The organism is Paenibacillus pasadenensis DSM 19293, assembly GCF_000422485.1.
GTDB classification, from domain to species: Bacteria; Bacillota; Bacilli; order Paenibacillales; family Paenibacillaceae; genus Paenibacillus_O; species Paenibacillus_O pasadenensis.
Window position 1 is genome coordinate 167,112 of record NZ_KE383847.1, and the last position, 20,913, is coordinate 188,024.

18 protein-coding genes and 1 pseudogene are annotated in these 20,913 nt (G+C 67.0%); 14 read left to right on the forward strand and 5 right to left on the reverse strand.

Features of this window, described 5'->3' with window-relative positions; translation table 11 throughout:
• The first annotated feature begins 18 nt into the window (after positions 1-18).
• Genes H582_RS0111540 through H582_RS0111550 form a run of 3 tightly spaced genes read left to right on the forward strand, consistent with a single transcriptional unit; the run spans position 19 to position 2,368 of the window.
• Positions 19-687, forward strand: coding sequence for a type 1 periplasmic-binding domain-containing protein (locus tag H582_RS0111540; protein ID WP_028598658.1), 669 nt, complete (start codon positions 19-21; stop codon positions 685-687).
• Complete coding sequence (locus H582_RS30025) at positions 684-1,850, forward strand: GNAT family N-acetyltransferase (RefSeq protein WP_164820186.1); 1,167 nt, start codon at positions 684-686, stop codon at positions 1,848-1,850. Before H582_RS0111540 ends, H582_RS30025 begins: the two co-directional genes overlap by 4 nt.
• Positions 1,847-2,368: a DUF6886 family protein gene (locus H582_RS0111550; protein WP_028598660.1), complete on the forward strand. Its 522-nt coding sequence runs from the start codon at positions 1,847-1,849 to the stop codon at positions 2,366-2,368. Before H582_RS30025 ends, H582_RS0111550 begins: the two co-directional genes overlap by 4 nt.
• Here H582_RS0111550 and H582_RS0111555 read toward each other — a convergent pair.
• From H582_RS0111555 to H582_RS0111565, 3 genes are all read right to left on the reverse strand, one after another.
• The gene (locus H582_RS0111555; RefSeq protein ID WP_028598661.1) at positions 2,335-3,255 is read right to left on the reverse strand and encodes a LysR family transcriptional regulator; all 921 of its coding nucleotides are present in this window, start codon (positions 3,253-3,255) and stop codon (positions 2,335-2,337) included. The two genes, H582_RS0111550 and H582_RS0111555, sit on opposite strands and share 34 nt — an antisense overlap.
• 24 nt (positions 3,256-3,279) lie before the next feature.
• A complete protein-coding gene (locus H582_RS0111560; protein ID WP_028598662.1) occupies positions 3,280-3,831 on the reverse strand; it encodes a GNAT family N-acetyltransferase in 552 nt (183 codons plus the stop codon).
• Between the two features lie 78 nt (positions 3,832-3,909).
• Positions 3,910-4,467, reverse strand: coding sequence for a dihydrofolate reductase family protein (locus H582_RS0111565; protein WP_028598663.1), 558 nt, complete (start codon positions 4,465-4,467; stop codon positions 3,910-3,912).
• A gap of 193 nt (positions 4,468-4,660) precedes the next feature.
• Between H582_RS0111565 and H582_RS27115 the strand changes: the two genes are divergently transcribed.
• Both H582_RS27115 and H582_RS0111575 read left to right on the forward strand, forming a co-directional pair.
• Positions 4,661-5,365, forward strand: coding sequence for an O-methyltransferase (locus tag H582_RS27115; RefSeq protein WP_043111212.1), 705 nt, complete (start codon positions 4,661-4,663; stop codon positions 5,363-5,365).
• 265 nt (positions 5,366-5,630) lie between these two features.
• Positions 5,631-6,119, forward strand: a complete 489-nt coding sequence (locus tag H582_RS0111575) for a pyrophosphohydrolase domain-containing protein (protein WP_028598664.1) — start codon at positions 5,631-5,633, stop codon at positions 6,117-6,119.
• 532 nt (positions 6,120-6,651) lie between these two features.
• Here the strand turns inward: H582_RS0111575 and H582_RS27120 are convergent.
• Positions 6,652-8,001, reverse strand: a complete 1,350-nt coding sequence (locus H582_RS27120) for a glutamate-1-semialdehyde 2,1-aminomutase (RefSeq protein WP_043111213.1) — start codon at positions 7,999-8,001, stop codon at positions 6,652-6,654.
• A gap of 93 nt (positions 8,002-8,094) precedes the next feature.
• Positions 8,095-9,180, reverse strand: a complete 1,086-nt coding sequence (locus tag H582_RS27125; RefSeq protein ID WP_084137107.1) for an LCP family protein — start codon at positions 9,178-9,180, stop codon at positions 8,095-8,097.
• 328 nt (positions 9,181-9,508) lie between these two features.
• On the opposite strand from H582_RS27125, the pseudogene H582_RS27130 reads away from it, so the two are divergent.
• The 9 genes and pseudogenes from H582_RS27130 to H582_RS0111645 all read left to right on the forward strand — a co-directional run.
• A pseudogene (locus H582_RS27130) lies at positions 9,509-10,561 on the forward strand (ABC transporter ATP-binding protein); the annotation flags it as partial.
• Positions 10,562-10,903: 342 nt separating this feature from the next.
• Complete coding sequence (locus H582_RS0111595) at positions 10,904-11,698, forward strand: ABC transporter permease (protein ID WP_028598665.1); 795 nt, start codon at positions 10,904-10,906, stop codon at positions 11,696-11,698.
• A 19-nt stretch (positions 11,699-11,717) separates the two neighbouring features.
• Positions 11,718-12,509, forward strand: a complete 792-nt coding sequence (locus H582_RS0111600; protein ID WP_028598666.1) for an ABC transporter permease — start codon at positions 11,718-11,720, stop codon at positions 12,507-12,509.
• Between the two features lie 36 nt (positions 12,510-12,545).
• Entirely contained in the window at positions 12,546-13,034 is a 489-nt protein-coding gene (gene bcp / locus H582_RS0111605; RefSeq protein WP_028598667.1) for a thioredoxin-dependent thiol peroxidase, read from the forward strand.
• 402 nt (positions 13,035-13,436) lie between these two features.
• Positions 13,437-14,300: a glycerophosphodiester phosphodiesterase gene (locus H582_RS27135; protein WP_052333163.1), complete on the forward strand. Its 864-nt coding sequence runs from the start codon at positions 13,437-13,439 to the stop codon at positions 14,298-14,300.
• A gap of 41 nt (positions 14,301-14,341) precedes the next feature.
• The gene (locus tag H582_RS30030) at positions 14,342-16,249 is read left to right on the forward strand and encodes a polysaccharide deacetylase family protein (RefSeq protein WP_052333164.1); all 1,908 of its coding nucleotides are present in this window, start codon (positions 14,342-14,344) and stop codon (positions 16,247-16,249) included.
• A gap of 105 nt (positions 16,250-16,354) precedes the next feature.
• Positions 16,355-16,966: a hypothetical protein gene (locus H582_RS27145; RefSeq protein ID WP_127464576.1), complete on the forward strand. Its 612-nt coding sequence runs from the start codon at positions 16,355-16,357 to the stop codon at positions 16,964-16,966.
• 935 nt (positions 16,967-17,901) lie between these two features.
• Positions 17,902-18,945: an AAA family ATPase gene (locus H582_RS27150; RefSeq protein WP_240478998.1), complete on the forward strand. Its 1,044-nt coding sequence runs from the start codon at positions 17,902-17,904 to the stop codon at positions 18,943-18,945.
• Positions 18,942-20,666, forward strand: coding sequence for a DUF58 domain-containing protein (locus H582_RS0111645; protein ID WP_084137111.1), 1,725 nt, complete (start codon positions 18,942-18,944; stop codon positions 20,664-20,666). The genes H582_RS27150 and H582_RS0111645 overlap by 4 nt, the downstream gene beginning before the upstream one ends.
• The last annotated feature ends 247 nt before the right edge of the window (positions 20,667-20,913 follow it).

The following is a 20,913-nucleotide window of genomic DNA, read 5'->3' on the forward strand; positions in this document are numbered from 1 at the left end:
GAAAAGGAGGGCATCTTCATGGAAAAGAAATGGATCCACGCTCCGTCCGCTTGCGGGACGGAAATCCGCTGCCGCCTGGTCCGGCAGGAAGGCGGAGGCAGCCGCTCGTTGGCCGTCCTGTTTCCCGGCCGCGGCTACTCCTGCGACATGCCGGTGCTTTATTATGCCGGGAAGTCGGCGATGGAGGCGGGCTACGACCTCTTGAACCTGGAATACGGCTACCAGGCGGCGCGCCGGGAGCCGAAATCATTCGAGGAAATGACGGCAGCCGCGAGCGCCGACTGCGCGGAGGTGCTGCGGCCGCTGCTGGAGCGGTATGACCGCCTCGCCTTCATCGGCAAAAGCATCGGCACCGTCGTCTCCGGCCTGACGCTGGAGGCGCTGAAGGAGGAGGGCAAAGAAAAGGAAATCCGCCATCTCTTCCTCACTCCGCTCGCCCAGACGATCCCGTTCATGCTGCAGTATGGCGGACTTGCCGTAGCCGGCACGAACGATCCGGCCTTCGGCCCGGAAGAGCTGCGCCGCATCGAGGCGGCCGAAGGAATCGAGCTGCTGCAGCCCGAGGGAGCCGACCACGCGCTCGAGACCGGCGAGGCCGGACAGTCGCTGGACATGCTGCGCATGGTCTTGGCCGGGATGGAGTCATGGCTGCGTCGAGGCGCGGCGGGAAGCGGGGAGCGAGCGTGAGGCGGAGAAGGCACAGAAGCGGCGATGCGCAGGCCGTAGTCGAGCTGCACGCCGAGCTGTACGGACGGGAGCGGGGCTACGACGACTCGTTCCGAGCGTTCGTCGAAGACAGCGTGAACGGATTGGTCGGCCGGGACGATCCTCGGGAGGCGTTATGGATTGTGGAGTCCGGAGACCGCCATCTCGGGTCGATCTGCCTCAAGAAAGCGGACGAGTCGACCGCTCAGCTGGGCCTTTTTCTCCTTCATCCGGATGCGAGAGGCACAGGGCAGGGAAGGCGGCTGCTGGAGGAGGCGCTTCGTTTCGGCGTGGAGCAGGGGTATCGCAGCGTCATGCTGTGGACGAATTCGGAGCTCGTGCAAGCCCGATCCTTGTATGCCTCCTTCGGCTTCGAGCGGGTCGAGGAGCGGGTGGCGTTCCTGTCCGGTCGGGAGATGACGGAGGAAAGATGGGAGCGGAGCCTCGAAGCGCCGATCGGGGGCGATTCCGCGTTCAAGCCGACCGCCAGTCCCGATCCGTCCCCGGCCGCGGACCCGGCCGCGGAAACGGTCATGGACCCGGCTGCGGAAACATTCATCTACCTCATCCGCCATGCGGAATCGGCCTACCGCCATGGCGAGGAGCGCAGCCGCGGCTTGACCGATGCCGGCCGGGCGGAGGCGCGGCGAGTCGCGGATCGGCTGCGGTCAAGGCCGATTCGGGCCGTCTATTCCAGTCCGTACGAACGGGCGCTCCAGACGGTGCGGCCGCTGGCCGAGACGCTCGGCATCGGCGTCGTCGAGCTGGAGCCGCTGCGGGAGCGGGCGATGGCGGACGAGTCCGCCGCGCTGTCGTGGGCGGAGGTGCAGGAGGCGATGCGGCGTTCGTTCGAGCAGCCGGAGCTGGCTTTGCCGGGCGGCGAGTCGCTGCGCGAGGCGCAAAGGAGCGTCGCGGCAACAGCAGCGAGCCTGCTGCGCGCGCATCCGGGCGAGTCGATCGCCCTCGGCACGCATGGCCGGATCATGGCGGCGCTGCTCGCTCATTATGATCCGAGCTTCGGCTTCGACGCCTGGCAGTCGCTGTCGATGCCGGACGTGTACCGCCTGACGTTCCGGGACGGCCGCTTCGCCGGAATGGAGCGGATCTGGAGCGACGGCGAGGGCGAGCCGGAGCCCCGCCCATGAAGCTCTATCATTTCAGCGAGGAGAGCGGCATCGGCGCGTTCCGCCCGCGGGTGAAGGCGAACCGGACCGAGCTGCCGCCGGTCGTGTGGGCGATCGACGAGGAGCGCGAGTTCACGTTCTGGGTGCCGCGCGCCTGCCCGAGGATCGTCTACTGGAGGAGCGAGGACATGGCGGCGGAGGACGAGCGGCGCTTCTTCGGCGCCACGTCCGCGCCGGCGGTCATGACGGTCGAGACCGGCTGGCTGGAGCGCATCCAGACGACGGCGCTGTACCGCTACGAGCTGCCGGCGGACGGCTTCGAGCGGTTCGACGAGATTGCCGGCTACTACATTTCCCGCATGGAAAAAATCCCGTCCTCCGTGACCCGGATGACGGGACTGCTGGAAAGGCTGGCCGCCTCCGGCATCGAGCTGCGCCTGACGCCAAGCCTGCATCCGCTGCGCGAAGCGCTGCTCGGCTCCTCCGTGACGCGCTTCGGCATCCATCAGTTCGGCAACGCCTCGCCGCCTTCTCCTTGAATGCCGCTGCCGCGGATCAGCTCGGCCAAGGCGGCAGCCGCCGGAGGCAGCGGCTCGCCGCGCCGGGTGCAGAGGGCGATGCTGTTGTGCAGCCGCACGCCCTCGACCTCGACGCGGCTCAGCTCGCCTCGCCGCACGGCGTCGCGCACGACGAGCGAGGAGACGAAGCTGGCCCCGTACCCGGCCGCGACGGCGCGGATCGACTCATGCAGGCCGTTGAACTGCAGCGAGATCGTCGGCTCGGGCACGCTGTGCGTCCGGCACAGCGCCAGCAGCCGCTCGCGGGTCGAGCTGCCCGGCTCGCGCTGCACGAACGGCTCGGCGACCATCCGCTCCAGCGGCACCGTCCGGCCGGCGTAGCGATGATCGGGAGAGACGACGAACCAGAGCTCGTCGCGAAAAAGCTCCTCCGAGCGGATGTCCGCCGGATGGACCTCGGGCAGGCCGCCGTACAGCGCCAGGTCGACCTCCACGGCGAGCAGCAGCCGCATCGCCTCGCTCGAGTTGGTCGTCCGCACGCTCAGCTCGACGTCGTCGTACCGCTGCCGGAAGCGGGCGAGCCAGGCCGGGAGCAAGTAGTTGGCCGGCAAATAGGTGGCGGCGAGCCGGATCTGGCCCAGGCTGCCTTCAGCGTAGCCGTGCGCCAGCCGCTCGATCTGCTGCTCCACGGCGAACAGCCGCCGAGCCAGCTCGTCGACCTGCCGGCCGGCGTCGGTCAGCCGGATGCCGCGTCCGTCGGGCTCCAGCAGCCGGACGCCGAGCTCGCCTTCGAGCTTGCGGATCTGCGACGTAATCGCCGGCTGGCTGATGCGCATCCGCTCGGAGGCGCGGGTGACGCTGCCGGTATCGGCGACATGGCGGAACAGGCGCAGCGCGTGCAGGTTCATTCGATGGAAGCCCCCTTTGCTTGCTCACGCCTCTCCGAAGCGCGCATCGAACTCATGGCGCAGCATGCCGTAGATGAGCTCGTCGTGCCGGCGGCCGTTCGTGAAGATCTGCTCGCGCAGCCGAGCCTCCAGCTGGAAGCCGAGCGCTTCCTGGAAGCGCATCGACGCCTCGTTGAAGGCGTACACATGGGCGGTCGCCTTTTCGTAGCGGAGCTCGTGAAAATAATACCGGAGCAGCAGGCGCACCGCCTCCGTCGCGTAGCCGCTGCGCCAATGCGGTCGGAACAGCGCGATGCCGTAGCGGAAGCTGCCGTCGCGCGGCTCGCAGTGATGCGCGTCCAGGCTGCCGACGAGCTCGCCCTCCAGCGTCTCGACCGCGAGCGAGATGTTGTCGCCTTGCGGCTCCTCCTCGGCTTTCTTTTCCGCCCAGCGGCGAGTGCCCTCCTCCGAGCGGGGGAAGTACACCGCATCCGCCGCGCGCGCTCCTTCGGAATCCAGGTCGTTGTCGTGAAAAAGCTCCCAGTCCTCCGGCTCGATCGGCCTCAGCCGAACCTTGCTTCCTTGCCAGATGTACATCGTCGCACCGTCCTCTCGCCGTAGCATTCGACTCCACGCGGTCGATTCCTGCCGCGCCCGGGCGGGCCTTTCTTGCGGCTACTGCTCCGGCTGGCGGCGGTAGATGAGCTGGACGACGCCGGAGGAGAACGTCTTCGCTTCGATCAGCTCCAGCTCCAGCCGCTGCTTCATCTCCGTGAACAGCGGCTTGCCTGCTCCGAGCGCGACCGGATGGACCGACAGCCGGTATTCGTCCACGAGCCCTTGCTCGATGAACGTGGCGATCAGGCCGGCTCCGCCGTACAGCCAGATGTCTTTCCCCGGCTTCCGCTTGAGCTCGGCGACCTTCTCGCCGACGGAGTCATGGATGTAGACGGCGCCGCGAGCGGCCTTGTTCCGGTTCGTCGAAAAAACGTACTTCTCCTTGCTGTGGACGGCCGTCCACAGCTCCTTCTCGCTCGGCGCCGCGTCGTCCGACGGGGCATGCTCTCCCCAGAGCTCGTAGCTTTTCCTTCCATACAGGATCGTGTCGATCCGATCCAGGAACGCCAGGAACTCCATGTCGGGGTCCATGATGCACCAGTCCGTCTCCCCTTGCTTGCCTTCGATGAATCCGTCCAGCGTCACGGCCAGATCGAGAATGATGTTGCGTCCCATGGGCTCAGCTCCTTTTTGGATTGAGCTTGATCATAAGCGAGGAATAGGACATCTTTCGGCTTATTCCAGCCTGCTTTATTCATTACTTTCAATTATGGATCTCTTCTAATCTTATATTATACTTATCGATTGCGTTCGCATACCCTAGAGACATGAAGCCGGCTTCAACTCGGAGTCAAGGGAGAGGGCATGCATGAAACGAATCTGGAAGGATGTCGACCGTTACCTGGAGGAAAGGCTGTGCGGAAGCGAGCCGGAGGCCGAGGCGCTGGACGCGGCGCTGCTGGCGAACCGCGAGGCGGGACTGCCGGCGATCGACGTCTCCCGCAGCCAAGGCAAGCTGCTGCAGCTGCTCGCGCGTTTGAGCGGGGCGCGGCGCGTGCTGGAAATCGGCACGCTCGGCGGCTACAGCACGATCTGGCTGGCGGGAGCGCTGCCGGCGGACGGACGGCTGATTACGCTCGAGCTGGAGGCGGAGCATGCCGAGCTCGCCCGCGGCAACCTGCGCCGCGCCGGGCTGGAGCGGCTCGTCGAGGTGCGGCAAGGAGCGGCGCTGGACAGCCTCGACGAGCTGATTGCCGATGGGGAAGAGCCGTTCGACTTTATTTTCATCGACGCCGACAAGCCGAACAATCCCGTCTATCTGGAGCGGGCGCTGAGGCTGTCCCGTCCGGGAACCGTCATCATCGCCGACAATATCGTGCGAGGCGGGGAGGTCGTCGACGGCAAGAGCACGGATCCCCGCGTGCAGGGCATCCGCAAGTTCCTGGAGCAGCTGGGCGCGGATCGCCGGCTGTCGGCCGCGGCCTTGCAGACGGTAGGCGGCAAAGGCTACGACGGCTTTGCGGTGGCGATCGTGAACGGGCTGGAGCAGGACAGGAGCCTTCTCGACGCATGAAGCGGCGGGGCGGCTCGCGTGGGCGGCAGCGGGAAGTCGAAGCGTCCGCTCGGACGTCCGGGCGACGGACGCACGGCGACGACCGTTAGCGGCGTCAATGTATCGGTGCGTTGACTGTTCATGGCGCGAATGGCGGGTCGTTCTTCCTGTTCGCTCGCAACATCCATGCCCCCTTCACCCGATCCCGCCGCAAGATTCTCCAATGCCTCGCCGGATGGTACAATGAACAACGTTGAAATCGTTCATTTAAGGGGCTGGGAAAGGCATGAACAAGCACTATGAGCAAGTCAAGGAGTTCCATGCGGCGTTCGGAGCGCCGGTGGCGGCAGCGCCGTCGATGGCTGCCCGGGGCGAAGGAGACGCTGTAGCCCAAGCGGCTGCGGCGACTGAAGAGCTGGCGGGGCGAATGAAGGCCGCCTCCTTGCGCGGCGAAGGCGGCAGAGCGCTGGCGCGGGCGTCCTGGATGGCCGAGGAGCTGGCTGAATTCCTTGCCGCCGAGACAGTCGAGGATCAGGCGGACGCGCTGATCGACCTGATGTACTTCGCGCTCGGCACCTTCGTCGAGATGGGCGTGGAGCCGCAGCGGCTGTTCGAGATCGTGCATGGAGCCAATATGGCCAAGCTCGGTCCGGACGGCAAGCCGATCTACAACGAGCAGGGCAAGGTCGCCAAGCCGGCGGGCTGGCAGGCGCCCGAGCCGCAGCTGATCGCCGAGATCGAGCGCCAGCGCGAGCGTGCGGGCTCGGTTGGCTGAAGCGGGAGGATAGGTGAGGACGCCAAAAAGCGGAGCCGGCAGCGGCTCCGCTTTTTGGCGTTCCCGCCCGCCGAGGGACTGCGGGAGATGGGCGGTGCGCCCCATCCTTGGAAATTCATCCTGACCCTAATGATACCTGGAAGCGCTATTCGGCGTTTTAGAAGGCTTTTTCGCAGCCAACGATACGGAGGAGCGCTATTTTGTCGAAAAAGCGGATTTGGGAGCGAATTTCGCAGCAATAAGGTCTGTCCGTATCGTTACCATTCCATTCGGCGCAAATCGGACGGAATAAGGTCTGTGAGTATCATTAGCTTGCGGAGCAGGCGTACGGAAACGACCGCCTCGCTCGTCGCGATAGGCAGGTCCGGCGGCACGGCGGGGCCAGCGGCAGGTCCAGCGGCGAGCCTGGTCGGGCCAGCAGTAGGTCTGGCCAGCGGCAGGTCCGGCGGCGAGCCTGGTCGGGCCAGCAGCGGGTCCAGCGGCGGGTCGTCCGCAGCCTTTGCGCCGGTCCGGAGAAGCGGATCGCCTTTGCCTAGAGGCCCATCGCCGCGAACGCCTCGGCGGCGGCTTCGAGCGTGCGGGCGATGTCCTCGTCCGTATGGGCGGTCGTCAGGAACCAGGCCTCGTACTTGGACGGGGCGAGGCAGACGCCGCGCTCCAGCATGAGGCGGAAGAAGCGCGCGAACGCTTCGCCGTCCGTATCCTGCGCCTCGTCGTAGTTCGTCACCGGATGATCGCAGAAATGCGTCGAGAACGAGCCGCGGATGCGGTTGACCGTCAGCGGCACGCCGTGGCGCGACGCCAGGTCCGCCAGGCCGTCGGCGAGGCCGGCCGCCAGCCGGTCCATGCGCTCGTAGACGCCCGGCTGCTGCAGCACCTCCAGGCAGGCGATGCCGCTCGCGATCGAAGCCGGATTGCCGGCCATCGTGCCGGCCTGATAAGCGGGGCCGAGCGGAGCGACCTGCTCCATGATGTCCTTGCGGCCGCCGTAGGCGCCGATCGGCAGGCCGCCGCCGATGATTTTGCCGAGCGCCGTCAGATCCGGCTCGATCGCCGCTGCGTCGGGGAACGCGCCGAACGTCTGCGCCGTGCCGTAGTGGAAGCGGAAGCCGGTGATGACCTCGTCGTAAATGACGACCGCGCCGGCCGCGCGCGTCAGGCGGCACAGCTCCTCGAGGAAGCCGGGCTTCGGCATGACCATGCCGAAGTTGCCGACGATCGGCTCGACCATGACCGCCGCCGTCTCGCCGCCCCAGCGCTCCAGCGCGGCCTTCAGGGCGTCGATGTCGTTGAACGGCACGGTGATGACCTCGCTCGCGATCGACTGCGGGATGCCCGCGCTGTCGGGGATGCCGAGCGTGGACGGGCCGGAGCCGGCGGCGACGAGCACGAGATCGGAGTGGCCGTGGTAGCAGCCGGCGAACTTGATGATCTTGGATCGGCCGGTATAAGCGCGGGCGACGCGGATCGTCGTCATGACCGCCTCCGTGCCGGAGTTGACGAAGCGTACTTTGTCGAGGGAAGGAATCGCGTCCTTGAGCATGCGCGCCAGCTGGACCTCCAGCTCCGTCGGCGTGCCGTACAGCGTGCCGCTGGCGGCCGCGCGGCTGATCGCCTCGGTAATATGCGGATGCGCGTGGCCGGCGATGATCGGGCCGTAAGCGCAGAGATAGTCGATATACTGGTTGTCGTCGACATCCCAGAAGTAGGCGCCTTGGCCGCGCTTCATGACGACGGGCGCGCCGCCGCCGACCGCCTTGAACGAGCGGCTCGGGCTGTTGACGCCGCCGACGATATGCTGCAGCGCCTCGGCATGGAGCGCCTCGCTGCGGGCGCGGGAGGCGCCGGGGACGGCGAAGCGGCTGGCGGATGGGTTGGACATGGGAGAACCTCCTGATCGGTCTTGGGATGGTAGGGCATGAAAGAAGGAGAGCAGCTGGCTGCTCTCCCGATAAGGGTAGATTGGACGGTAGCTTTAAGGCGAAGCCGCATTCGACGAGGCGTTCTCGCCCGGCGAAGCGGACGGCTCAGGCGCGTTCTGATCCTCCGCCAGCACCTCCTGCACGTATTCGCGCAGCTTGTCCTCGCTCGTGATCGCGAGCACTGACGCGCCGCCGACACGCTCGTCGGCGAGCAGCTTGCTCGGCGGCAGCTGGGCGGTGCCGGCATTGTGCAGGCCGAGGCCGAGCTTGGCGAGGCGAGCCATTTCGTTTGCCGACAGGTTCGTCTCGACGAACGGGCTGACCTTGCGGATGATCGTGCTCAGCTGGGCGATGTTGCCGAAGTTCTGCATCTTGTCGGCGACCGCGCTCAGGAACTTGCGCTGGCGCTCCGTGCGCGTGAAGTCGCTCGTCGCGTCGTGGCGGAAGCGCACGTACTGCAGCGCCTGATCACCGTTCAGCTCCTGATAGCCCTTCTTGAGATGGATATCGTAGCGGTTGCCATCGGCGTTGTCGACGTAGTTCATGTCCTTCTCGACATCGATGTTGATGCCGCCGATCGCGTCGACGAGTGACTTGAAGCCTTCGAACTCCGTGTAGACGTAATACTGGATCTCAAGGCCGGTCAGCTCGCTGATCATCTGCATGCTCAGCTTGTAGCCGCCGTAGACGATCGCTTCGTTGGCGCGGCCCTGGCCATGGCCGGGGATGTCGACCCAGGTGTCGCGAAGCAGCGAGAACAGATGGGCCTTCTTGGTGACGGGATCGATCGACACGACGATCATCGAGTCGGAGCGCGCGGGCTCTTTGCTCGTTTTTTTCGCGCGTCCGTCTCCGCCCATGATGAGGATGTTCACGCGCTCGGTGCCTTCCCATTCCGGCGGCTTCTCCAGCTGCGAGTCGTTCTCGAATTGCTCGAAGATCGAATTTTCCGGGTCTTTTTGGAGATTGTTCAGGGCATTGTAATTGTCGACGATGAAGTAGGCGACCAGTCCGGCCATGACGAGCACGACGGCGAACAGCGACCAGAGCCAGGCGCGGCGCTTCTTTTTAGCCTTCGGCGGCTTGGGGGCGGCGGGTTTGACGCGTCCCGGGCCGTGCCGATCTTTTCTGCTTTCCATCCGGCGGTGATAGCTCCCTTCCCAAATAAAAGCTGCTTCGTACAAAATCGGCATCGGCCGCGGAAATCATGAACCGACGCGGCGGAAATCGACTTCAGGCGCGCTGTCCGCAGCGAGGCGCCGCCAATGGATCGCGAGGAAGCGCCAAGCGGCGCCGGGCATCCGGCAAGGATCCCGTCGCTTGCTTCCCCAAGCTGTCGTAACATATCATAAAATTATAAATCCGGGGTCGGCAGGACGCAAGCTTTGCCGCAGGATGAAGGAAATCCGTCATCCATTTCCCGGGAAATGTCGAGTCGCCTTACGAGAGGAGCACGCCATGAGCACCATGCCGGCCATAGAAGTGCGCGAGCTGCGCAAGCAGTTCCGCGTCCAGAAAAACCGAGAGGGGCTGTCCGGCGCCCTCAAGGATCTGTTCAAGCGGGAGTACCGGGAGGTCGCCGCCGTCAAGGACATTTCCTTCGAGATTCCCAAAGGGGAAATCTGCGGATACATAGGAGAGAACGGAGCGGGCAAGTCGACGACGATCAAGATGCTGACCGGCATCCTCGTCCCGACAGCCGGCCATCTGCGGGTTAACGGCTTCGTGCCGCACAAGGACAGGGAGAAGTTCGTCGGCGGAATCGGCGTCGTGTTCGGCCAGCGCTCGCAGCTGTGGTGGGACATCGGCGTTGTCGAATCGTTCCAGCTGCTGCGCAAGGTATACAAGGTGCCGGAGGCGGACTACCGCAAGCGGCTGGACGAGCTGACCGAGCGGCTGCAGCTCGGCGAGCTGCTCAACCGGCCGGTGCGCAAGCTCAGCCTCGGCCAGCGGATGCGCTGCGAGATCGTGGCGAGCCTGCTGCACAATCCGTCGATCCTGTTCCTTGACGAGCCGACGATCGGCCTCGACATCGTCGTCAAGACCGAGATCCGCGACTTCCTCAAGCAGCTCAACCGCGAGCACGGCACGACGATCCTGCTGACGACGCATGACCTGCAGGACATCGAGGCGCTGTGCACGCGCGTCATCATGCTCGACGACGGGCGCATCATCTACGACGGAGCGCTGGACGAGCTCAAAAGCCGCTGGAGCCGCGGCCGCGAGATCGTGTTCCAGTTCGGCGAGCGCGTCAAGCCGGCGCAGCTCGCGGAGCTGACGGACGGCCTGCCCGGCGTCAGCTGGCGGGCCGAGAGCGACGTGACGGCGGCGATGTGGCTGCCGCACGAGGTCAAGGTCGCCGACGCGCTCGCCCGCGTCGTCGGCGAGTCGCGCCTCGACATCCGCGACATGAAGATCATCGAGACGAACACGGACGACATCGTCCGCGAGATCTACCAGTCCGGCGACGCCGCTTCGCCGGGGCGGACGCGCGCGGCCGAGCTGGCGGAGGCGGAAGCGGACGCCGCAGCGGGAGCAGGCGCGGGAGTAGGCAAGTCCGCCGCGAATCGGACGGACGCAGCAGCGGCCGAAGCCGGCAACGGACGGGACGCGGCCGAAACGGCGGCCGATCCCGTCGAAGGCACGGATGCGCCCGCTGCGGGCCTGACAGCGGCGAGCCGCATGCCGGCCCTTCGCAGCCGGCGGGCCGCGACGCGCTGGACGAGCCGGACCTGGCGGGCGAGGACAGCCTGACGGCGGCCGACCCGCAGCCTGTCGAGCCGGTCCAAGGCCCGGCCGCCGCGCCCGAGGCCGGCCGCGCGCCTTCCGGCAGCCCGGCCGCCGGAAAGGAGCCGATCCGCCGTGGGTAGCGCTTATGCGGATCTGATCCGCATCCGGTTCCTGATGATGCTCGCTTACCGCGTGAACTATTACAGCGGCATCATTATTTACGCGATTAATATTGGAGCCTATTACTTCCTGTGGGGAGCCATCTACGGCGGCCAGACGTCGCTCGCCGGCTTCACGGTCGGCCAGATGACGACGTACGTCGCCGTGTCGTGGATGGCTCGCGCGTTTTATTTCAACAACCTGGACCGGGAGATCAGCAATGAGATTCGCGACGGCAGCGTGGCGATCCAGATGATCCGCCCGTACAATTACCTCGTCGTCAAGATGATGCAGGGCTTCGGGGAAGGGCTGTTCCGCTTCCTGCTGTTCATGATCCCGGGCATGGCGCTCGCTTGCCTGCTGTTCCCGGTGCGGCTGCCGTCCGATCCGGCGACGTGGGCGGTCTATCTGGTCATGCTGTTCTTCGCTTTCCTCATCAACTCGCAGATCAACATCCTGACGGGGCTGGCGGCGTTTTTCGTCGAGAGCAGCGAGGGCATGATGCGCCTCAAGCGCGTCGCCGTCGACCTGTTCTCCGGCGTCATCGTGCCGATCAGCTTTTTCCCCGGCTGGCTGGGCGAGGCGATGAAGTGGCTGCCGTTCCAGGCGATCACCTACTTGCCGAGCTCGGTGTTCACCGGGCGCACGCCGGCCGGAGAAATTCCGGGCGTGCTCGGCATCCAGCTGCTCTGGTTCGTCCTGCTGCTCGTGCCGATCGCGCTGGTATGGCGGGCGGCCCGCAGACGGCTGTTCGTACAGGGGGGCTGACCGGACGATGAAAAAAATGCTGTTCTACCTGTCGCTGTTCTGGGATTACTTCAAGAACTACGCCAAAACGAAGCTGACGTACCGCGCCGACTTCTGGATCGAGGTGCTGGCGGATCTGAGCTTCCAGGCGGTCAATCTGGTGTTCATCCTGATCGTCTTCCAGCACACGCCGACGCTCGGCGGCTGGAGCGAGGCGGAGGTCGTGTTCGTCTACGGCTTCTTCATGGTGCCGTACGGCATTTTCGGCACGTTTTTCAACCTGTGGAACTTCAGCGACCGCTACATCACCAAGGGCGAGATGGACCGGATTCTGACGCGCCCGGCGCATAACTGGTTCCAGGTGACGCTCGAGAACATGGACCCGCCGTCGCTCATCGGCTCGCTGGCGGGCATCGTCATCATGGCGAGCTGCTGGGTCCAGCTCGGCTTGCCGCTGGAATTCTGGGACATCCCGGTCATGCTGCTGCTCGTCGCCGGCGCGGTGCTCGTCTACGGCGGGCTGTATACGGCGCTGACGGCAATCGCGTTCTACTCCGACGCGCCGACCGGCATCCTGCCGCTCATGTACAACATCCAGAACTACGGGCGCTACCCGATCAACATCTACAACAAGATCATCCGCTTCATGCTCACCTGGCTCATCCCGTTCGCCTTTGTCGGCGTCATCCCGGCCTCCTACTTCCTCGGGGACCATGGCGACGGCCTGGCGCAGCTGGCGCTGCTGACGCCTGTCATGGGCATCGTGTTCATGACGCTCGGCATGCTCGTGTGGAATCACGGCGTCAAGCGATACCGGGGAGCCGGCTCCTAAGCCGAAGCAGGATCCATGCGAAAGGAAGCTGACTTCATGACCCAACTTACGCTCGGCGAGCTTGCGCCGGACTTCACCCTCGCCGCCTCCGGGACGGACAAGCCGGAAGCTTCGCTGTCCGACTATCGGGGCCGCAAGGTCATCCTGTACTTCTATCCGAAAAACAACACGCCGGGCTGCACGCAGGAATCCTGCGATTTTCGCGATGCGATGCCGGCGTTCGCCGGCGCGGACGCGATCGTCCTCGGCATCAGCCCGGACAGCGTCAAGTCGCATGGCAACTTCCGCGCCAAGCACGGCCTGACGTTCCCGCTGCTGTCCGATCCGGATCACGCGGCGGCCGAGGCGTACGGCGTCTGGCAGCTCAAGAAGCTGTACGGCCGCGAGTACATGGGCATCGTGCGCTCGACGTTCCTCATCGACGAGGAAGGGCGTCTCGTCAAGGAATGGCGCGGCGTGAAGGTCGCCGGCCATGCCGCCGACGTGCTGCAGAGCCTCGCGCAAGCGGGCGCAGGCGAGGAATAGTCTCGAGGCGAGGCGTCCCAAGGATTCAGACGCGGGGCAGGATGCTTCAGGTTGTCCCGCCCCGGATTCGCCGCATACGTTGCAAGGCAGCCGCCTGGCCGATTTTCGGCCGGGGGCTGCTTTTTTTTATGAAATTGCAGGCCCTAAGATCCGCTGCGCCAGGAGCTGCGAGTCGCGCGGCCGGGGGCGGATCTCCGCTCATCCCGCCCAGCGATTGGTAAAAGACGGGCGGATTGGAAATAGTAATGGATAGCATCGTGCAGGAGGGGATCCGAAGTGAGGAAACGCGCGTCCGGTCGAACGAATAGGTGGAGAAAAAGGGGGGCTGCGGCGCTGGCTGGGACGCTGGTTTTCCTGTCGCTGCAGGCAGGAGCGGCGTCGGCGAAGGGGAGTTCAGCGGCCTTGCATTCAGCCGAGCGGCCGCCAGCATCGCAGGCCGCCGCCAAGCCGGCCGCGGTCGGACCGTTCCGACCGCTCGTGCTTGCGCATCGGGGCGCGTCCGCGGATGCGCCGGAAAACACGTTCGCGGCCTTCGAGCTGGCGCTGCGGCAGGGGGCCGACTACATCGAGCTGGACGTGCAGCTGTCGCGGGACGGAGTGCCGTTCGTGCTGCATGACGAGAAGCTGGAGCGGACGACGGACGGACGAGGCATCGCGTCGCGCCGGACGATGCGGGAGCTGGAGTCGCTCGATGCCGGCGGCTGGTTTGGCGAGGCGTACCGCGGGGAGCGGATTCCCCGCTTCGAGGAGGTGCTGCGCCGGTACGGCGGCAAGATCGGACTGCTGGTCGAGCTGAAGGATCCGCAGCTGCAGCCGGGGCTCGAGCGGGCCGTCGCCGCGGCGCTCATCCGCTTCGGCCTGACCGGAGAGCAGCGGCTGGAGGCGGGGGGACCGGGCTGGCGAAGAGCGCCGGTCATCGTACAGTCGTTCAGCCTGCCTTCGCTGAAGAGGCTGGGCGAGCTCATGCCCTCGGTGCCGCTCGGCGTCATCCTGTCGCGCGAGGAGGAGCTGGAGCAGAGCCGGCTGCATGAGATGGCCGACATCGCCACCTACGCGAACCTCCGCAAGCAGCTCGCCCAGCCGAAGCTCGTGCGCCGCGTCCACGGCTCGGGCATGGCCGTGTTCGTCTGGACGGTCGACCGCCGGCGCGAGGCGGTTCAAGCCGCCGCCGCCGGCGCGGACGGCATCGTGACGGACGGACCGGACCGATTCCGCGATTGGATCAAAAAAACACCGGACGGCATAAGGCGCCCGTCAGGCTCATAGAATCTAGCACTAGATTCGAGAGTAGGAAAGGGTGGACGGATATGGCGAAAAAGCTTGGCTTGCGGCTCCTGGCCGCGACGGCGGCGCTCGGCATCGGCTGGACGAGCCTCGGAGGAGAAGGAGGCGTCGAGCGGCCGCTGGCTGCGCCGCCGGCGGCGATAGGCGCGGCTCATGCCGCCGCAGGCAGCGGCGGCGAGGGAGGGGAAGGCGCGGCGGCAAGCGCGGCTCATGCCGCCGCAGGCAGCGGCGGCGAAGGAGGGGAAGGCGCTGCAAGCGCGGTCCGAGCGGGCGGGAGCGGAGCGGAAGCTCAAGCGGCAGGGGCTAGGTCGACTCGCGCAGCGATGGCCGCAGGCATCGGTTCCGCGCAGCCGGACAGCGAGGCCGCCTCTGCGGCGGCGCTCGACTCGCCTCAGCCGGAAATCGGCGGGGCGGAGCTGCTGGAGGCGCTGCGCCAGGCCGCGTCCAGAGCGTCCTCGACGGGCGCCGCTCCTGCCGCCGGGCAGCCCGGGGCTGTCGCCGCGAAGGCGAAGCCAGCCGCAGCCGCCAAAACCGTCTACCTGACCTTCGACGACGGACCGAGCGAGCATACGGCCCAGGTGCTGGACATCCTGCGCGAGCAGGGGATCAAGGCGACCTTTTTCATGGTGGGCCGTCAGGTGAAGGCCCATCCGGAGCTCGTCCAGCGGACGCGCGAGGAAGGCCATGCGATCGGCAACCATTCCTACGACCATGACTACAAGCAGCTTTACGGCAGCTTCCAGGGCTATGCCCGCCAGACGCTGCTCACGGAGCAGGCGCTGCTGGACGCTGGCGTCGCGACGACGCTCGTGCGGGCTCCGGGAGGCACGTATACGAACTTTGACGAAGGCTACTTCCGCGCGATGCGCGAGGCCGGCTACACGATGGCGGACTGGAACGTGGACAGCGGGGATTCCAAGCGGATCGGCGTGCCTGCGGCGGAGATCGCCGCCGGCGCGACGTCGGCGGCGCTCAAGCGGGAGATGACCGTGCTGCTCCATGACGGCACCGGCCACGGCGAGTCGGTCAAGGCGCTGCCGGCGATCATCGCTTTCTATCGCGCGCATGGATACGCGTTCGCGGCTTTGGACGGGGGCGGCGAGGCGCCGGTGTTTCCGGTCGCGGCCAAGCTGAAATGGAAACGGGAAGCGCCCAAAGCGGAGGAGATCGCCGCGCTGGCGGAGCGCAGCCGCGAGCTGCGGCGCAGTCCGGAGTGGCTGGCGGCCGCCGCGGACAGCGTGCCGGCCTGGAACGGCAGCGCGGCGCAGGCGGGCAAGACGGCGGAAGCGGATGCGAAGGCGGAGGCGAAGTCAGGCGCGAAGGTAGGCGTTGAAGCGAAGGCGGGAGCGGAGGCAGGAGCTGAGGCGGAAGTGAAGGCGGGAGCGAAGGCGGGAGCGAAAGCAGGAGCTGAAGCGGATGCCAAGGTGAATGCCGAAGCAGAAGGGAAAGCAAGTGCTGGAGCAAATGGATCCGCTTCTGCCAAAACCTACGGGACGCAGCTCGCCGATCTGCGGCTGCACGGCGCGACGGGCGAGACAACGATTGTCTACGGCGAGTACCGGATCGTCGAAGGGGAGCTTTATGTACCGGTGCGCCGGACAGCGGATGCGCTGGGGGGACGCGTCGAATGGGACGGGGCGCGCCGGACGGCGACGGTGTTCGCAACGACGGGAGAAGCGGCTGCGCTGGATCCCGAGACGGCCTTCCGCGATAGCGCGGGCGCGCTGTACGCGCCGCTCGAGGAGCTGCTGCGGCTGCTCGGCGACCCGCTGCAGAAGCTGGAGAAGACGCCGGGAAAAGTGGACGGCTGGCTGAGAAGCGCCATGGATGCCGGCGGATCTTCCCGCAGCGGTGCGAATGGAGAGCTCGCAGGTCCGAATGCGGAAACGGCGCCGGCGGCCGGGGAGTCGGCTGCGGCGGACAAAGCCTAGCGGTTCGATGGAATAGGAAAGGATATTCAAGGAGGCTCGCCGAAGCAGGAACAGCGGCGGGCCTGTTTCATCTGGAGGCCCGGTCAGCCCAAGGAGGAATGCAGAATGAAACGAATGCCGTTCAAGCGCCCGACGGAGGACTACAACCGCAGGCTGCTCGAGCTGGACGAAAGGCTGTGCGGCTTGATCGGCGAGCGGAAGCGGATCGCCGGGACGGAGCCCGGCTTTCCGCCTGCGGCCGACCTTTCGGCCTGGGCGAAAGCGAGCGATCTGCAGGAGGACTACGTGAACGCCTTGTTCTCCTTTCTCATGACAGATGACGAGGACTACCGTCCGGCGATCGAGCCGGAAGGATACCGGCGGATGCTCGTGATGAGCCAGTCTGTCGTTGCGGGCGACACGGTGTTCACGCTGTCCGCGATCCGGCAGTATGACAATGCGAGCGTCATCACGCTGCTTGGGGACGACGAGCCTGTCCCTTGCGAGCTGCCCTGGGGAGAGCGGGACCGATGGTTCCGCTGCGAGCTGCACGTCGAAGGGCCGCACCGGGTCCGATTCGACGGAGGCGGGGGTTCCAATCATTCGTTGATGTGGCGGTACGTCGTGACGCCGGCGCTGCCGGACGAGGCGCCGGGGCAGCGGCTCGTGTTCCGTCCCTATCGCTTCAAGCGGGGCGAAGGCCCAGCCAAGGGCGAGGAGATCGCGTTCATCCGCTAGGAGCGGAGCCTGAGGGTCACGGAAACACGGCGTATCGGCTCGACGAGGGAGTCTAGAGTGCCTTGGATCTCGGGGATCCGGCGCAGCGGCTCGATGAGGGAGTCCAGAGTGCCTTGGCTCACGGGAATGCGGGGCATTGGCTCAATAAGGGAACTGAAAGTGCCTTGGCTCACGGAAACCCGGCGCGTCGGTTCGATGAGGGAGTCGAGAGTGCCTTGGCTCACGGGAATGCGGCGCGCCGACTCGATGAGGGAGTCTAGAGTGCCTTGGATCTCGGGAATGCGGGGCATTGGCTCAATGAGGGAACAGAAAGTGCCTTGAATCTCGGAAATGCGGCGCATCGGCTCGACGAGGGAGTCCAGAGTGCCTTGAATCTCGGAAATGCGGCGCGTCGGCTCGACGAGGGAGTCCAAAGTGCCTTGGCTCACGGGAATGCGGGGTATTGGCTCAATGAGGGAACTGAAAGTGCCTTGGCTCACGGAAACCCGGCGCGTCGGTACGACGAGGGAGTCGAGAGTGCCTTGAATCTCGGGAATGCGGGGCATTGGCTCAATGAGAGAACAGAAAGTGCCTTGAATCTCGGAGATCCGGCGCATCGGCTCGATGAGGGAACTGAAAGCGCCTCGGCTCGCGACAGAGGTATGATAAACGTCCTAGCAAGCGGCGCGCCGATCAAGCACAAGACCGATATCAGCCATCTTTTTCCCGGAGACCGGGAGAAGGATGGTTTTTTTCATAGGCACGGGAAGCGGCAAACGCTCTGCCGAGCCTGTCGATCTCGCGGCATCGCCGTCAGAGGGCGGCCGCCTTTCTGCCTCCTACTGCGGAAAAAGGGCGGGCGGCTGCGGGGGAAAGTCTAAACCTTTCGCCGAGTGGGGAGACTGTCTAGCAAAGAGGCCGCTAGATTGGAAGGCGGAAAAGGGAGATGAGAGGCGATGGCCATGCAGCCGAAGCAGGAGCGAGAAGTCTGGGGGGACCCGTACCGGAGCGCCCCGGAGGACAGTCGGGAGGAGTGGCCGGAGCCGCCGGGGGCGCTGCTCGCCCGCATGGCGGCCCGCTCGGAAAGCGTGCTGCTCGGCAAAGGGGAGACGATCGGGCTGGCAATGACGGCGATGCTCGCCGGAGGCCATATTTTGCTCGAGGATGTGCCTGGAGTCGGCAAGACGATGCTGGCGCGCGCGCTCGCGAGGCTGCTGGGCGGGCAGTTCCGGCGCATCCAGTTCACCTCTGACCTGCTGCCGGCCGACGTGGCGGGCTCATCCGTCTGGGATGCGCGCTCGGGCGAGTTCGTTTATCGGGAAGGGCCGATCATGGCCAACGTCGTGCTCGCGGACGAGATCAACCGCACGTCGCCGCGCACGCAATCGGCGCTGCTCGAGGCGATGGAGGAGCGCCGCGTCACGGTCGACGGCGTCACCCGGCCGCTGCCGGAGCCGTGGCTGCTCATCGCGACGCAGAATCCGCTCGACGGGGAGGGCACGTTCCCGTTGCCGGAGGCGCAGATGGACCGGTTCATGATGCGCCTGTCGATCGGCTATCCGGAGCCGCGGGAGGAGGCGCGCATGCTGGAAATGCTGGCGGCCGGCGAGCGCCAGGCGCCGGAGCAGCTGCGGCCCGTCGTCTCGCTGCGCCAGTGGCAGCAGATGGCGGAAGAGAGCCGCACCGTCCATTGCAGCCCGGAGCTGCTCGCTTATATCGTGCAGATCGTGCAGGCGACGCGCACGGCGCCGGAGCTTGAGCTGGGCGCCAGCCCGCGCGCCTCGCGCGACTGGCTGCGGGCGGCGCAGGCGGCCGCCTACATCGGCGGACGCGATTATGTGCGCCCCGCCGATCTGCGGGCGGTCGCCCGGCCGGTGCTGGAGCACCGGCTGGCCGCTCGCGGCGCTTACGGGCAGCCGGACCGAGCCGCGCCGCGGCGCGTGCTGGAGCGGCTGCTGGCCGCGACGCCGCTGCCCGGCGGCAAGGCGGCCGGGCGATGAGCGCGGGAGGCGGACCGTTCTCCGGGCTGCGCCAAGGAGCGAGGAGCGTTGCCGGGGGGAGCGCGGGAGGCGGAGCCGGGACGAACTCGGCTGGGATAAGCGCGATGGGCGGAGGGACCGCCGTTCCAGGCGTTGCTGGGAGGAGCGCGGCAGGAGCGGCAAGGACGGACCGAACTGGGGGTAGCACGGCTGTCGGAGGGGCCGGGACGAACTCGACTGGGATTAGCGCGACGGGTGGAGCGGCCGCCGTTGCTGGCGGCGGAGGGCAGCCGAGCTTCCCTGCCGCTTCTTTTGGAGGCGGGCGTCGGCCAGCCGGAGCGCCTCGAAGCCGGCAATCGGCGGATCGCCGAGGACGGCCCCGCTCGCGATGGCTGGCTCTAGGCCTGCTGGCGCTTGCGTTCGGCGGCGCTGCCGGAGCGGCGGCGGCGCGCGGCGCGGCGCTCGATTGGTTCGCGGCGGCTTGGGCCGGCGGCCTGCTCTTGCTGGCGGCGCTGCCGGCGCTTTGGAGCTGGACCTGCGGCGGCAGCCTTCGCCTCGAGCGCGTGCTTGAGGCCGGCGGCGACGCGGGCGAAGCGGCGGTGAGGCTGCGGTTCAGCGGCCGGCGCCTGCCGCCGCTGCTGCTCGTGCAGGTGCGGGAGGAGCTGAGCCGGCGCACCGGCGTCTCGGAGCAGCCGCTCGTGCTCACCTGCTGGGCGCTGCCTTGGCTGCGAAAGGAATGGACCGTGTCATACCGGATCGGCTCGCTCGGGCGCGGAGAATATGCGTATGGGCCTTGCACCGTCTCCATCGCCGATCCGCTCGGGCTCGCATGGACGTCGGTCCGGCTGGAGGCGCCGGACGGGTTCGCCGTCCTGCCCGAGCCGGAAGGGCCGCCGCTCGGCGCCGTGGCTGACGGCAGTCCGCGCTCCCTTGCGGCCGGGAGCGGCAGCGGACAGCCTGACGGCGGCAATCCGCGAAGCGCGCCAGGCCGAGGCCCGTTGACGCGCGCCTATCGCGAGGGCGACCCGCTTCGCCGGGTCGATTGGAGGGCCGCGGCGCGCGGGCGCGGCTTGCAGACGCGTCAGGACGAGCAGGCCGGCTCGCCGGAGCTCGTCGTGCTGCTGGAGCTGGAGCATGCGCTGTGGCAGCGTCCGGGGAGCGCGAGCGGGCTGCCCGGCTCCGCCAGCGCCGAACCCGACGCGCTGCTGGACGTCTGCGCCGGGCAGGCGGCCGCGCTGCTGCGCGACGCGGCCGCTGCCGGCTGGGCGGCGCGGCTTGCCGCTGGAGCGGAGCCGCCGCTGGCGGTGGCCGGCGGACGCGGCTTGCCGCTTGCGGCTAGGCGGCTGGCTGCCGCCAAGCCCCAGCCAGGCGGCAGCGCGGACGCGGCGCTGGAGCGGCTGCTGCGGAGCGGTTCGCTGGCGCCCGGCAGCCGCATCGCGGCGCTGACGCCGCTCGGCGGCTGGGAGCGGCTGGCGGAGCTCGCGCGCGCCGCCCGTTGTCCGCTCGAGCTGCGCGTGCCGATCGGGCCGGCGTTGTCGGCGGCCGCGCGGCGCGAGTGGGAGCGATGGGCGGCCGAGGCGGGGGTCGAGCTGGTATGGCTGCCGCTGGAAGCGTCGAGATGCCGCGCCTGGCGCGCGAGCGCGAGCGTGCGCGAGCACGACGGTGGAGCCGGAGGGGCAAGCCGGAGCAGGAGCGGGCGCGCGACCGGGAGCGAAAGCGGAAGCTGGACGGTCTGGCGCTGAGCTCCCGCGAGCCCGGCAGCGGCGCGGAGAGTTGCGCGGAAAAACCGAGCAACTCGGGCACGGAAGAGCGGGAACGAGGAGAGTTGCGCGGAAAAACCGAGCAGCTCGGGCACGGAAGGGTGGTAACGAGGGGAGTTGCGCGGAAAAACCGAGCAACTCGGGCACGGAAGGGTGGTAACGAGGGGAGTTGCGCGGAAAAACCGAGCAGCTCGAGCACGGAAGGGCGGGAACGAGGTTAGTTGCGCGG